This window comes from Planktosalinus lacus (assembly GCF_014640155.1).
GTDB classification, from domain to species: domain Bacteria; phylum Bacteroidota; class Bacteroidia; order Flavobacteriales; family Flavobacteriaceae; genus Planktosalinus; species Planktosalinus lacus.
Genome location: NZ_BMGK01000005.1, coordinates 156,453 through 169,967, shown reverse-complemented (window position 1 = coordinate 169,967; position 13,515 = coordinate 156,453). Strand labels below are relative to the sequence as shown.

At 35.0% G+C, this 13,515-nt stretch carries 12 protein-coding genes and 1 pseudogene; 7 read left to right on the top strand and 6 right to left on the bottom strand.

What is annotated here, in order from left to right:
* Positions 1 to 55: 55 nt before the first annotated feature.
* Both menA and holA read right to left on the bottom strand, forming a co-directional pair.
* Positions 56 to 958 carry a 1,4-dihydroxy-2-naphthoate octaprenyltransferase gene (gene menA / locus IEV69_RS07505; protein WP_188441096.1) on the bottom strand — a complete coding sequence of 301 codons (903 nt, stop codon included), beginning with the start codon at positions 956 to 958 and terminating at the stop codon, positions 56 to 58.
* Between the two features lie 38 nt (positions 959 to 996).
* The gene (holA, locus tag IEV69_RS07500; protein ID WP_188441094.1) at positions 997 to 1,995 is read right to left on the bottom strand and encodes a DNA polymerase III subunit delta; all 999 of its coding nucleotides are present in this window, start codon (positions 1,993 to 1,995) and stop codon (positions 997 to 999) included.
* Between the two features lie 26 nt (positions 1,996 to 2,021).
* Here holA and IEV69_RS07495 point away from each other — a divergent pair, with 26 nt between their 5' ends.
* The 3 genes from IEV69_RS07495 to IEV69_RS07485 all read left to right on the top strand — a co-directional run bounded on the left by IEV69_RS07495 (position 2,022) and on the right by IEV69_RS07485 (position 4,413).
* Positions 2,022 to 2,465, top strand: coding sequence for a type I restriction enzyme HsdR N-terminal domain-containing protein (locus IEV69_RS07495; protein WP_188441092.1), 444 nt, complete (start codon positions 2,022 to 2,024; stop codon positions 2,463 to 2,465).
* Positions 2,462 to 3,460, top strand: coding sequence for a glycosyltransferase family 2 protein (locus IEV69_RS07490; protein ID WP_188441090.1), 999 nt, complete (start codon positions 2,462 to 2,464; stop codon positions 3,458 to 3,460). Before IEV69_RS07495 ends, IEV69_RS07490 begins: the two co-directional genes overlap by 4 nt.
* A 92-nt stretch (positions 3,461 to 3,552) precedes the next feature.
* Positions 3,553 to 4,413, top strand: a complete 861-nt coding sequence (locus IEV69_RS07485; protein ID WP_188441088.1) for an OmpA/MotB family protein — start codon at positions 3,553 to 3,555, stop codon at positions 4,411 to 4,413.
* 45 nt (positions 4,414 to 4,458) lie between these two features.
* Here the strand turns inward: IEV69_RS07485 and IEV69_RS07480 are convergent, their stop codons facing one another.
* On the bottom strand, positions 4,459 to 5,076 hold the full coding sequence (locus IEV69_RS07480; protein ID WP_188441086.1) for an L-threonylcarbamoyladenylate synthase: 618 nt from the start codon (positions 5,074 to 5,076) through the stop codon (positions 4,459 to 4,461).
* A 119-nt stretch (positions 5,077 to 5,195) separates the two neighbouring features.
* Here IEV69_RS07480 and IEV69_RS07475 point away from each other — a divergent pair, with 119 nt between their 5' ends.
* Positions 5,196 to 6,077 (top strand): alpha/beta hydrolase, encoded by an 882-nt coding sequence (locus IEV69_RS07475; RefSeq protein WP_188441084.1) that lies wholly within the window; start codon positions 5,196 to 5,198, stop codon positions 6,075 to 6,077.
* Here IEV69_RS07475 and IEV69_RS07470 read toward each other — a convergent pair.
* Together IEV69_RS07470 and IEV69_RS07465 are read right to left on the bottom strand one after the other, a co-directional pair.
* Positions 6,074 to 6,688, bottom strand: a complete 615-nt coding sequence (locus tag IEV69_RS07470) for a potassium channel family protein (protein WP_188441082.1) — start codon at positions 6,686 to 6,688, stop codon at positions 6,074 to 6,076. The genes IEV69_RS07475 and IEV69_RS07470 overlap by 4 nt on opposite strands.
* A 10-nt stretch (positions 6,689 to 6,698) precedes the next feature.
* On the bottom strand, positions 6,699 to 9,017 hold the full coding sequence (locus tag IEV69_RS07465; RefSeq protein WP_188441081.1) for an ATP-dependent helicase: 2,319 nt from the start codon (positions 9,015 to 9,017) through the stop codon (positions 6,699 to 6,701).
* 134 nt (positions 9,018 to 9,151) lie between these two features.
* Between IEV69_RS07465 and IEV69_RS07460 the strand changes: the two are divergent.
* The 3 genes and pseudogenes from IEV69_RS07460 to IEV69_RS07450 all read left to right on the top strand — a co-directional run bounded on the left by IEV69_RS07460 (position 9,152) and on the right by IEV69_RS07450 (position 12,587).
* Positions 9,152 to 10,434, top strand: a pseudogene (locus tag IEV69_RS07460) (amidohydrolase).
* Between the two features lie 3 nt (positions 10,435 to 10,437).
* On the top strand, positions 10,438 to 11,991 hold the full coding sequence (locus IEV69_RS07455) for an FMN-binding glutamate synthase family protein (protein WP_188441078.1): 1,554 nt from the start codon (positions 10,438 to 10,440) through the stop codon (positions 11,989 to 11,991).
* Positions 11,992 to 12,062: 71 nt separating this feature from the next.
* The gene (locus IEV69_RS07450; protein WP_188441077.1) at positions 12,063 to 12,587 is read left to right on the top strand and encodes a DUF7935 family protein; all 525 of its coding nucleotides are present in this window, start codon (positions 12,063 to 12,065) and stop codon (positions 12,585 to 12,587) included.
* A gap of 4 nt (positions 12,588 to 12,591) precedes the next feature.
* Here IEV69_RS07450 and IEV69_RS07445 read toward each other — a convergent pair whose 3' ends face one another.
* Positions 12,592 to 13,497: a patatin-like phospholipase family protein gene (locus IEV69_RS07445; protein WP_188441075.1), complete on the bottom strand. Its 906-nt coding sequence runs from the start codon at positions 13,495 to 13,497 to the stop codon at positions 12,592 to 12,594.
* Positions 13,498 to 13,515: the final 18 nt, after the last annotated feature.

The following is a 13,515-nucleotide window of genomic DNA, read 5'->3' as shown; positions in this document are numbered from 1 at the left end:
TGTTTATTTAGACTTAAATATACTAAAATCAGTCTTCAGAAATCTAAAAATAACTTTAAAAAAGGTTGAATACAAAAAATAGAATCGCAAATAAAAAGGTAGTAAGGGCCACTTTTTTTAGTTCAGGGTCTAATAGAGAAGGTGTTTGATTTTGTTTCACTTTTGCATAATGGTCCAAAAGGGGGATGAATGCAATGAGTGGTAAGTAATGCCACCAAGGGACATCACTAAAATAGTAGTATAAAAATGCAGCAGCATAGGCTCCAATGAGCAAAAACGCATGGTATTTCTTTGCTTTTTTGGCTCCTAAAAGAACCGGAATTGTAATTTTATTAACATTCTTATCTGTGATGAGATCGCGCATATTGTTAAGATTTAATACCGCACTACTTAAAAACCCAATCGCGATGGCGGGTAGAAAAATCAATAGTGAAATTGTTTGAGTATATAAAAAGTAACTACCCACTACAGAGAGCAATCCGAAAAATAAAAAAACAAACACATCGCCCATCGCTTTGTATCCATAAGCAGATTTTCCGACGGTATATTTTACAGCAGCCACTATAGAAGCAATACCGAGTAAAAAGAAGAGCCAAAAATAACCCATATTTTCAAATCCAAAAGCGACATAAATTAAAGCAATGGCCACTATGAGTGAAAAAACAATAGTGATGAGCATTCCCGTTTTTAATTCTTTCTCAGACAGTAAACCGCTTTGTAAAGCTCTCTTAGGCCCTACTCGTTCATCATTATCGGTTCCTTTTACTCCATCGCCATAATCATTGGCAAAATTTGAAAGGACCTGAAACCCCAATGTGGTAAGCAGTGCTAAGATAAAAATGGTACTATTGAATTCTCCATCATTTAGTGCCATTGCAGAACCCACAATAATTCCGGAAAATGATAAGGGAAGTGTGCGCAATCGCGCTGCATTGAGCCAGGATTTAAATGTAGCCATAGATTAAGTTTGAATTGTAAAATTAGAACAATAAAACATCAGGCAAAAATCACTGTCAACAATTCTTTTAACAAATCGCCATCGGAAACATTTGCTGCCCCCACTCCTTTACTTTTCATATCTGTATCTCTTAATTTCGCCAAAATCGCACTTACTTTTTTCATCGGGTAGTTTTTTGCTGCCAGTTGATAATCTTTTACAAAATAGGGGTTGATTCCCATTTCTTTCGAAGCATTATTTTTTGAAGCCAGAGCATGGTATTTTAAAACTTTGGAGAAATAAGAATACAAAAGCGCAACCGTCATCACCAAAGGATTGTCCTTTGGGTTTTGTGCAAAGTAATTTATAATTTGAAATGCTTTTTGAATGTCTTTATTTCCAATGGCATTTTGCAATTCAAAGTTATTAAAGTCTTTACTGATACCGATGTTTAATTCAATGATTTCAGGAGTGATTTGTTGCTCAGGCTTTACAATTTGCGTGAGTTTATCTATTTCATTTGAAATTCTACCCAAATCATTTCCTAAAAACTCAACCAACATCAGAGAAGCTTTGATTGAAATTGAATACCCTTTGGAACTTAATAATTTAGTAATCCAGTTTCCAACCTGATTTTCATATAGCTTTTTTTCTTCAACGATGCCACCATTCTTTTTAATTGCTTTGTAAAGGGCCTTTCGTTTATCAATTTTTTTGTATTTATAACAAATTACTAAAACCGTTGTTGGTTGGGGGTTTGTACAGTATGGTGCAAGATTTTCAATTGTTCTGGAAAGTTCCTGAGCTTCTTTAACGATAATCACTTGTCGCTCTGCCATCATTGGGTAGCGTTTTGCATTGCTTACAATATCATCTACAGTCACATCACGTCCATAAAGCACCGTTTGATTGAAAGCTTTCTCGTCTTCTGTAAGTACATTTTTTTCAATATAATCTGAAACAAAGTCTATAAAATAGGGTTCATCACCTGTTAAAAGATAAACAGGTTGAATATTTCCGTTTTTAATATTGTTTACAATGCGTTTTACTTCTTCCATTGAAAAAAAATTATCATTTTTGTGGTATGCAACAACTCCATTTTCCGGCCTATAGCTTTCGCTTCAAAAGTAGCGAAAATAAAATTTCCATCTTTGATGAAATCCGTAAAAAGTTTGTGATCCTCACACCTGAAGAATGGGTACGTCAGCATGTGGTTCAGTTTTTAATTCAGGAAAAAAAGTATCCCAAAAGCCATATCAATGTTGAAAAAGAACTTATTTTAAATGCCACCAAAAAAAGATATGATGTAGTAGTTTTTAATAAAGACGGAAGCATACACATCATCATTGAATGTAAAGCACCTGCTGTAAAAATTTCTCAAAACACTTTTGATCAGGTTGCTCGTTATAACTTGAGTTTAAATGCTTCTTATTTAATGGTAACAAACGGCTTACAACATTATTATTGCCAACTCGATTATGAAAACCAGCAGTATGTTTTCTTAAAAGATTTACCTTTACATTCTTGAAAACAGCAGTTGTCATATTAAACTGGAATGGTCAAAAATTGCTTGAGCAGTTTTTACCAAGTGTTGTGCTGCATTCTAAAAAGGATGCAAAACTATATGTAATTGACAATGCCTCAACCGATACTTCTGTTCAATTTTTAAAAGAATACTATCCTGAAATTAAGCTCATTCAAAACTCTTCCAACTTTGGCTATGCAAAAGGGTATAATGAAGGATTGAAAAAAGTAGAGGCCGATTTGTTTGTCCTTCTAAATTCTGATGTAAAAGTTACTGAAAACTGGCTCAATCCGTTGAAAGATGAATTTTTGAAAAATCAAAATCTGGCGGCTGCCCAACCAAAAATTTTAGATTTTAAAAATAAATCCCATTTTGAATATGCCGGAGCTGCAGGCGGATTTATTGACAAGTATGCCTACCCTTACTGTCGTGGAAGGATTTTCAACACCATTGAAAAAGACAATGGCCAATACAACGATTCAAGAACGATTTTTTGGGCCAGTGGTGCCTGTTTGTTTGTGAGAAAAGAATACTTTCATAAGGCTGGTGGGTTTGATGAAGACTATTTTGCTCATCAGGAAGAAATTGACTTGTGCTGGAGGTTTTTTAATTTAGGTTTGGAGTCAAAATATATTAGTACATCTAAAGTTTATCATCTGGGTGGTGCTACCTTAAAAAATACAAACCCAAAGAAAACATTTTTAAACTTTAGAAACTCACTTTTTAATTTATTGAAAAACGCTCCTCAAAAATCAGTTTTTCAAGTAATATTAATTAGAATGATTTTAGATTGTATTGCCGGAATTCACTTTTTAATCAGTTTCAAGTTTTTACATTTTACTGCTATTTTAAAAGCACACTTTTCTTTCTACATACATTTTAAAAAAATTATCAAGAAGAGAAATAATACTACAAATTATCCCATCTATTATCAATCAAAATCAATAATTTTTTTGTATTTTGTTAAGCAGCTTAAATCCTTTGACTCAATAAAATAAAAGAAGCCTAAATAATTGTTAACTGTTAAAAAAATGGCTCAATATTTGATAATTTTGATATTCAATTTAACTAAAAAATAAAACCAAAAATTATGAAAAAAATAATCGTATTAGGTAGTGTCGTTGCGCTACTGTTTTCATCGTGTGTATCTCAGAAAAAATATGCTGAGTTAGAAGAACAACACAAAAACACCCAGGATATGCTTAACACTACCACGGTTAAGTTAAATTCTTGTTTGGAAGAAAGAGCATCACTTCAAGCAAAAGCAAATTCTTTAGAAAGTCAAGTAGCATCTTTAAATGCAACTAACAAAGACCTGATTAGAAGCATTGGTGATTTTACAGATTTAACTAAAAAAGGAGCTGAAAACTTAGAACGTTCTCTTGAAAGTTTGCAAGAAAAAGACTTAACTATTAGAAAACTTAATGATGCTGTTACCCGTAGAGACTCTGTAAACCTTGCGCTGGTTCAAAGTTTGAAAGGAGCTATCGGCAATTTGGATGATGAAGACATTGAAATAAGTGTTGAAAAGGGTGTGGTTTATGTAAATATTTCTGATAAGTTATTGTTTTCTAGCGGAAGCTATAACATAACAAACAGAGCAAAAGAAGTTCTTGGAAAAGTAGCACAAGTAGTAAAGAGCAAACCTGACTTTGAATTTTTGGTTGAAGGACATACTGATACAGACCCAATAAGTCGTCCTGCAATAAAAGACAACTGGGATTTGAGTGTACTTAGAGCTACTGCAGTAGTGAGAATGCTACAAAAAGACTTTGGTGTTGATCCAGCAAGAATGACCGCAGGAGGAAGAGGAGAATATGTGCCTGTAGCAAGCAATTCAACTGCCGAAGGAAAATCTAAAAATAGAAGAACCAGAATTGTGGTATTACCTAAACTTGATCAGTTTTACGAAATGATTGAAGAAGGTTTAAAAGACCCTGAAATCAACTAATCTGATTCGTATAAAATTTAAAGCCCGGCATTACCGGGCTTTTTTTTATATTTCTAATGAGCCTTTCCCCTCTCTGACAAGTACCGGCTCTCCCTGAGTCAGGTCAATAACTGTTGAAGCAATATTACCTCCATAGCCTCCATCAATAATCACATCAACCAGTTTTTCCCACTTTTCATAAATTAATTCAGGATCTGTTGTATACTCAATAACCTCATCTTCATCGCGAATTGATGTTGAAATTATGGGACTTCCCAACTCCCTCACTATGGCTCTGGCAATATTATTGTCTGGCACTCGTAATCCAACTGTTTTTTTCTTCTTAAACACCGATGGTAAATTATTGTTTCCTTCCAAAATAAAAGTATATGGGCCAGGTAATGCTCTCTTCAACATTTTAAATACAGAAGTATCCATTTGTTTTACATACCCTGAAACATCGCTCAAGCTTTCACAAACAAACGAAAAGTTTGCTTTTTCGAGTTTTACTCCTCTGATTTGTGCAATTCTTTCCAATGCGCGATTGTTGTTAATATCACAACCCAAACCATAAACAGTATCTGTGGGATAAATAATAATTCCGCCGTCACGCAATACTTTTACTACCTCCTGAATTTGTTTCTCATTTGGATTCTCTTCATAAAGTTTTATAAGTTTTGCCATAACTCAACCTTTTTAAATTATTATTTTTACAAAATAACATAAAAGTTATTATTATACGTTCAATAAATTAATATATTAAGTTTTAAAATAAAATTCAAATTCAAATTAATAAAATACTGATGAAAAGACACTTACTGTTACTATTCGTTTCAATACCTTTATTATTATTCAATGTTGCTTGTAGTTCAGATGACGAAGGCACCACAAACCCTGATGAAGTTCTGGAAGCTGAAATAAGGATGAATGTATCCTATGGAGAACACCCAAGCCAGGTATATGACTTATATTTACCCGAAGGTAGAACCCAGGAAAACACTAAAGTTATAGTCCTTGTTCATGGAGGTGGATGGACCTCAGGTGATAAAAGTGATATGATAGAAATTGTAAACTTTCTCCAAGCAAACCACCCTGACTATGCAGTAGCTAACATTAATTATGTTCTAGCTGAAATTAGTGTCCCCGCCTTTCCAAATCAATTTTTGGATCTGGGAAATGTGCTTTCACAACTCACTGAACAACAAAATGAATTGCAAATTCAACCACAGTTTGGACTGATTGGAACAAGTGCCGGTGCACATATTTCTTTAATGTATGATTCTGTTTATGACCAAACCGACCAAGTGAAGTTTGTTGCTGACATTGTTGGCCCTTCAGATTTTACTGATCCATTTTATGCAAACAACCCCAATTTTGAAATAGCACTTCAAGTTTTAACAGACACAAATGCTTACCCTCAGGGAAGTAATTTACCTGAAGTTTTAAGCCCTGTTTATCAGATTTCAGAAAGTACTTCTCCCACAATTTTATTTTACGGCAACCTGGACCCAATTGTACCAATAAGTAATGGTTTTGCATTAGAAAATGCTCTAAATACGAACGGAATCAATTATTCATTTACTGTTTATGACGGAGGTCATGGTGATGATTGGAGCACTACTGATATTCAGGATTTACAGAGTAAACTTGAAGAATTTATGTTGACTCACTTGTCTATTGATTAATTTTTAAAACTGGAAGCTTTTTCATTTATATAAGATATCGCTGTGCCAAAAGAGGCAATGCCACATACAATAAGAATAAAAGTTATGAACTTTCCTATGTTCGTTACAGGATAAAAGTCACCATAACCTACTGTTGTGATTGTGACGAAACTCCACCATAAGGCATCCTCTGCAGTTTTAATATTTCCGACATCTTTTTCAACATAAAGTACTGCTGTAGTTGACAAGACCAAAATAGTGAATGCACTAAACACCACAAAACCATAAAGAGAAGCTGACTTGTTTTTAAGAACAAATTCAAATAATAATTTAAACGATTTTATAATTCTAAATATTCTAAAGACTCTAAAAGCCCTTATAAACCGAAACTCTGATACTAGAGGAATTGAAGAAAGCAAATCTAACCAACCAACTGTGTAAAAATATATCCATTTATTTTTTGCATTTATAAACTGGCTTGCAAAGTCATAGAGAAATATTAAACAAAGAATAAAATCAAAATACTCTATCAATCTGTATATTTCAGAATCTGATGGTATAAAAAAAAGTGAAGAAAGTAGTATTATGCTGAAGATAGACAAGAGCATTATAATTATGTTTGTAACACTCATATTGGAAAGTTTAGTTTTCTAAAATATTCAATTTTGCAAATCTTAACAAAAGTTTTTTTAGCCCACCATTTTCAAAATTAATTTCAGCTTTTTTATCGGCTCCAACCCCTTCTATATTCACAATCTTTCCTTTTCCAAAACGCATGTGCTCAACGAGAGTTCCTATTTTGAGATTGCTATCAACTTCAACTTTTTCTTTGCCTGAAGCATTTACAGGCCGCAAGCGACGTAATTTTTTTAATTGTTCTTCAGAAGGTCCCCGAGGCGGTGTGCCTTTGGTTGGTTTTCTTAATCTGAGATTACTTTTATCTACTTCATCAAATATGTCTGCATCAATCAATGGTTTGTATCTGTTTTCAGTAACCGGAGTAAGGTATTCTAAAAAGTTCTCGTCAATTTCTTCCAGAAACCTACTGGGTTCCGCATCAATTAATTTTCCCCATCGATATCTTGTTTGCGCATAGGTTAGGTAAGCTTGTTTCTCGGCTCTTGTTAAAGCAACATAAAAGAGTCTGCGCTCTTCCTCTAGCTCTTCTCTGGTATTCATACTCATCCCGCTTGGAAAAAGATCTTCTTCCAAACCTACAACATATACATAGGGAAATTCAAGCCCTTTTGCTAAGTGAATCGTCATTAAGGCCACGCGATCATCATCTCCTTTTTCGTTATCAAGATCGGTAGCAAGGGCAACGTCTTCAAGAAATTCAGACAAAGAACCTGAACTTTCGGCAAGTTCTTTTTGTTCCTCAACAAAATCTCTCAAACCATTTAATAATTCCTCAATATTTTCAATTCGTGCAATTCCTTCAGGGGTGGCATCTTTTTTAAGCTCTTGAAGCAATCCGGTTTTTTTAACCACGTGCTCAGCAATTTCAAAAGCATTGTAACTTTCATTCAGCACTTGAAAGCTTTTTATTGTTGTTACAAAGTCCTGAAGTTTTCCTTTAGTCCCACTATTGATTTTTAAATCAATTTTATCAAGGTGCTCCATTACCTCAAAAATGGATCGGTTGTAATGATTGGCTGCAACAATTAGTTTTTCAATCGTGGTGTTACCAATACCTCTTGCAGGATAATTGACTACACGTTTTAAGGCTTCTTCGTCTTTTGGATTTAATATCAGCCGTAAATAGGCGATTACATCCTTAATTTCTTTGCGTTGATAAAAACTTAAACCACCATAAATTCTGTAGGGAATGTCTTTTTTTCTGAGTGCATCCTCCATCGCTCTTGATTGTGCGTTGGTGCGGTATAGAATTGCAAAGTCGCCATTCTTGAGCTGATTGTTCATTTTATTTTCAAAAATAGAACTCGCTACAAACCTGCCTTCGTCACCATCTGTCATTGAACGGTTTACAATAATCTTATTGCCGGGTTCATTTTCTGTCCAAACTATTTTTTCGAGTTTGGTCTTGTTTTTATCAATGATAGAATTGGCCGCTTCCACTATGTTTTTGGTAGAGCGGTAATTTTGTTCCAGTCTATACACTTTTACATCATCATAATCGCGTTGAAAATTTAAAATATTATTGATGTTTGCTCCGCGAAAAGCATAAATACTTTGTGCATCATCACCCACCACACAAATATTCTGAAACCGGTCTGAAAGTGCTCTTACAATCAAATACTGACTGTGATTGGTATCTTGATACTCATCCACCAAAATATAGCGGAACCGATTTTGATATTTTGCCAAAACCTCCGGAAACCGGGTAAGTAATTCATTGGTTTTTAAAAGTAAATCATCAAAATCCATGGCTCCTGCTTTAAAACATCTGGCCACATAAGCTTTATAAATATCTCCCAGTCTGGGCATTTTTGCCATCGCATCGGCTTCCATCAACTCGGGATTATTAAAATATGCCTTGACTGTTATCAAGCTGTTTTTATAAGAAGAAATGCGGGAATAAACTTGCTTGTATTTGTACACATCCTTATCTAAATTCATTTCTTTAATAATCGCCCTGATCACACTTTGTGAATCCTGTGTATCATAAATTGTAAAATTGGATGGATAACCTAGCCGTTCAGCTTCAATTCTCAAAATTTTAGCAAACACAGAGTGAAATGTTCCCATCCACAAATTTTTGGCTTCGCTGGCACCCACAATTTCTGCAATTCTTTTTTTCATTTCGCGGGCTGCTTTGTTGGTAAAAGTAAGTGCCAAAATACTAAAAGCATCTACCCCCTTCTCCATCAAATAAGCTATGCGATAGGTTAGCACTCTCGTCTTACCTGAACCCGCACCCGCAATGACAATCATAGCCCCATCCTTCTGTAATACAGGAGCTAACTGAGCTTCATTTAATTGATTTAAATAATCTTGCAAATTTCAATTTTTAAAAAGGTGAAAATAAGAATTCAAGAGGTAAAAAACACATTCATTGTGCAATAATTACTAACAAGATTTTTGATTACTCAAAAATTAATACCTTTAGAAAATAAATTTAAAAATAAAAGCCTATGCGGTCAATTTTCATTTTCCTATCATTACTTTATTCTCTTCAGATTATTGCTCAAATGGACGCTCAATTACTAAAAGACGTTGAAGCCATTGAACAAAAGGTGATTGATTGGCGTCACCATTTTCATCAGTTTCCAGAATTGTCAAACCGAGAATTTAAAACCGCTGAAAAAATTGCTGAACACCTTAAAACTTTAGGTCTTGATGTCCAAACCGGAATTGCTCATTCAGGAGTTGTGGGTATTCTGAAAGGTAATCAGCCCGGCAAAGTAGTAGCTCTCAGAGCCGATATAGATGCATTGCCGGTAACTGAACGCAACAATTTGCCTTTCAAAAGTGAAGTAACAACTACCTTTCTAGGATCTGAAACCGGAGTGATGCATGCCTGTGGACATGACACACATGCTGCGATTTTAATGGGTGTGGCAGAAATATTAACCAAACACAAACACCTTTTAAACGGAACTGTAAAATTTATTTTTCAACCAGCTGAAGAAAGACCACCTCCAGGAGAAAATGGAGGTGCTAAAATGATGGTGGAAGAAGGAGTGTTAAGCAATCCTGATGTTGACGCCATATTTGGTTTACATATTAGTTCACAATTACCCGTGGGATCTATTGCCTATCGCCCGGGTGGTATAATGGCAGCAGCAGATTCATATACCATTGTAGTAAATGGAAAAGGTTCACATGGTTCCACACCTTGGACCAGTGTGGATCCAATTTTAATTTCTGCAAAAATTATTGACGGACTGCAAACCATTGTTAGCCGCGAATCGGAGCTTACAAAAGAAGCGGTAGTCATCACGATTGGAAAAATTTCAGCGGGAACACGCCAAAACATTATTCCTGAAAGTGCTGAAATGCTTGGAACATTAAGAACTCTCGATCACGAAATGCGAGAAAAAGTGATGAAACGCATGGATGAAATGGTTACTGCGATTGCAAAAGCCTATGGTGGTGAAGCCACTCTTTCTTTTCACGATTATAATTACCCAATCACTTATAACGACCCTGAATTAACTACTAAAATGCTGCCAACTTTAAAAAATATTGCCGGCAATGAAAATGTGGTGCTTATAGATGCAATTACGGGAGCAGAAGACTTTTCATTCTTTCAAAAGGAAGTACCGGGGCTTTATTTTTTTCTTGGAGGAATGACTCCTGGTAATACAACTCCATACCCACATCACACTCCCGATTTTATGATAGACGATTCCGGTATGTTATTGGGGTAAAATCCTTGTCCCAGCTTACAATTGATTATTTAAATGTAAAGTAATTTATGGAAGTAGTTTTTGATACTTTAAAATCAATTCCCTGGTGGGGTTGGATTTTATTTTTATTATTCATTGTTTTTATTCGGGATGTCTTTATTCAAAAGCGATATTCTGTTTTGCACAACTTTCCGTTAGTGGGGCATTTGCGCTATTTTTTGATTGGCATTGGTCCTGAATTAAGGCAATATCTGGTGGCCAACAACAGAGAAGAAAAACCATTTAACCGAATAGAACGTGATTGGATATACAAATCTTCCAGAAGAGAAAACAATTATAAAGGTTTTGGTACAGATTCAAATATTTATGACCATCAACATATTTTTATCAATAATGCAATGATTCCTTACAAACTTGAAAAGAATCATCCAAATATCGAAAACCCTTCCTTTATTCCCTGTGCCAAGGTAATGGGGCTTTACAACAAAAGACAAAAACCTTACAGGCCTGCTTCGATTATCAATGTATCTGCAATGAGTTTTGGTGCGCTATCAGCGAAAGCCATAGAGTCACTCAACATAGGCTGCAAAAAGGCCGGCGCTTATCACAACACAGGTGAAGGAGGGTTGTCACCCTATCACTGTCACGGAGCCGATGTCATATTTCACTTTGGCACCGGATATTTTGGAGTTAGAAATGAACAAGGAAATTTTTCAATGGAAAAACTGGTCAAACTTGTCAATAAAAATCCATTTATAAAAGCCATTGAGATTAAGCTTTCCCAGGGAGCCAAACCCGGCAAAGGGGGTGTTTTACCGGGAGCTAAAATTTCACCAGAAATTGCCAGAATAAGAGGAGTGCAAGTGGGAAAAGATGTGCTTTCACCTCCCAACCACTCGGCATTCAATACCATTCCTGAGTTAATGAAATTTATCGAAGAAATTGCCGAAAAAACAGGACTCCCAGTGGGCATAAAAGCAGCCATTGGAAAGCTAAATCAATGGGAAGAATTGGCAAATATTATGGTTCAAACCGGAAAAGGACCTGATTTTATTACTGTAGATGGCGGTGAAGGCGGAACTGGCGCTGCACCTCCAAGTTTTGCAGATCATGTGTCTCTTCCTTTTGTATATGGCTTTTCAGACCTCTATAAAGTATTTCAAAGAAGAAAACTCACTGATCGTATTGTATTTATTGGAAGCGGAAAACTTGGATTTCCAGCAATGGCTGCAATGGCATTTGGGATGGGTGTGGATGTGATAAATGTGGCTCGAGAGGCAATGATGAGTATAGGATGTATTCAAGCGCAATTATGCCACACAAACAGATGTCCCAGTGGAGTTGCCACCCAAAGCAAGTGGTTGCAAAACGGCATTCACGTTCCATTAAAATCTGATATGAATGCTCAATATTTTAATACCTTTAAAAAAGAATTGATAGAAATCACTCATGCAACAGGATATGAACATCCTTGCCAGTTTACAATGGATGATATAGAAGTAAATGCAGATGATATCAGTATTTCACAAAATATCAGATTGGCTTATCAATATCAAAAAGATGCCGTGCCTTTTAGTGGAATGGAAAACTTGAAAAACTGTCCTTATTTAGGAGGTAAATAAGTGTTATAATCAAATTGAACTATTGCTTCATTAATGTAAAATTGCCTATTTTCGTACCTCAAAAATAAATTATGGAAGACTTCAGTTTAGTATTAAATTATTTTGCCTATTTACTTCCTGCTATTGTTGTAGGAATTGTGGCATATTATTTCTTTAAAGGACACACAAGCAATGAAGAAGGGCGAAGAAGGTATCTTTTACAAAAAGAATCACAAAAGGAGATGTTGCCATTAAGATTACAAGCTTATGAACGTTTTACACTATTCCTTGAACGTGTTGCTCCCAACAAATTGCTTGTGAGAATTGCTCCACACTCTGAGGATGTTGATGCTTATGAAAAATTAATCATACAGAATATTGAACAAGAGTTTGAACACAATATTGCTCAACAAATATATATAACAAGTGATTGCTGGAATATGATCAATGCAGCCAAAAATGCCACAATTCAAATCGTCAGAAAAACCGCTATGAATGAAAAGGTAGATAGTGCTACTAAATTAAGAGAGACCATCATACAGCATTTTATGGATGAAATTTCACCATCACAAAAAGCTTTATTGTATCTTAAACAGGAGGTTGCTGAATTGATGTAAACGACTAAGAAATGTAGTTAACTTTACTTGAAGCAATTCTGTTTGCAGCTGCATCAAAACCTCTTTGCCACCAGCTTGACATCAGTTTTTTATCAAAGATGAGTGAATTTTCGGTTAGTTTTGTTGGAGTGTAGTAAAGATTTAGCTCTACATTTCTTGCCAAAGCAGCTAATTTTCCTTCTGCAATATTGTGATATTCAATTTGGTCGACTACAAAACCAAATAAATTAACCATAAGCGAAAATGGATTTTTACCTAAAACAATGTTATGCTCCATATTTTCGGCCTCAAGAATAATTGAATCAACCTCTTTTGCTCCTTTTCTAATTGCTTCCCGTATGGGAGATACTGCACCAAAACCGCCATCTGCATATTCACAATTGTCTTTGGTAACAAGTGACATAAAAGGAATATAATTGGCACTGATCCACATCCAATCACAAAAATCTTCATAGGTACAGCTTTTAAGTGATTTATATTCCACTTTGTTTTTTGTGAGGTTTGAAACAGTGACTACAACTTCTTTATCTGAGTTTTTTAATGTTTGAAACTCTTCTCTTGTAAAATTTCGCTCAATGTTTCTTCTAAGATTTCTACTTTCACCAAAAGTGCGTTTGTTTCGTAAAATTTGCCACAAAACATTCCAGTGTTTAATGGCCACATACTCTCTGTTTCCTTTTTTCTTTATAATGAATGGATTGATATTAAAAATATCTTTGGGAGTTACATTGGTATAAATTGATTTTAGTTTTTCAACTCTTCCCAAAGCCAAATGTGGCAACAACAAACTACCGGTTGATGTACCAATAAAAAGATTATATTCTTTATGTTGATTTTTAATGAGGTGATGTGCTACTCCACCTGCATAGGCTCCTTTACTTCCGCCACCTGAAATCACTAATGCTTTCATTGTAAATGAGTTTAAAGA

Bases quoted from the DNA above. Each gene is read 5' to 3' on its own strand.
- IEV69_RS07480 (WP_188441086.1), bottom strand. From the start codon at position 5,076: ATGGCAAAACTTATAAAACTTTATGAAGAGAATCCAAATGAGAAACAA.
- menA (WP_188441096.1), bottom strand. From the start codon at position 958: ATGGCTACATTTAAATCCTGGCTCAATGCAGCGCGATTGCGCACACTT.
- IEV69_RS07485 (WP_188441088.1), top strand. From the start codon at position 3,553: ATGAAAAAAATAATCGTATTAGGTAGTGTCGTTGCGCTACTGTTTTCA.
- IEV69_RS07450 (WP_188441077.1), top strand. From the start codon at position 12,063: ATGGAAGACTTCAGTTTAGTATTAAATTATTTTGCCTATTTACTTCCT.
- IEV69_RS07495 (WP_188441092.1), top strand. From the start codon at position 2,022: ATGCAACAACTCCATTTTCCGGCCTATAGCTTTCGCTTCAAAAGTAGC.
- IEV69_RS07470 (WP_188441082.1), bottom strand. From the start codon at position 6,688: ATGAGTGTTACAAACATAATTATAATGCTCTTGTCTATCTTCAGCATA.
- IEV69_RS07475 (WP_188441084.1), top strand. From the start codon at position 5,196: ATGAAAAGACACTTACTGTTACTATTCGTTTCAATACCTTTATTATTA.
- IEV69_RS07455 (WP_188441078.1), top strand. From the start codon at position 10,438: ATGGAAGTAGTTTTTGATACTTTAAAATCAATTCCCTGGTGGGGTTGG.
- holA (WP_188441094.1), bottom strand. From the start codon at position 1,995: ATGGAAGAAGTAAAACGCATTGTAAACAATATTAAAAACGGAAATATT.
- IEV69_RS07445 (WP_188441075.1), bottom strand. From the start codon at position 13,497: ATGAAAGCATTAGTGATTTCAGGTGGCGGAAGTAAAGGAGCCTATGCA.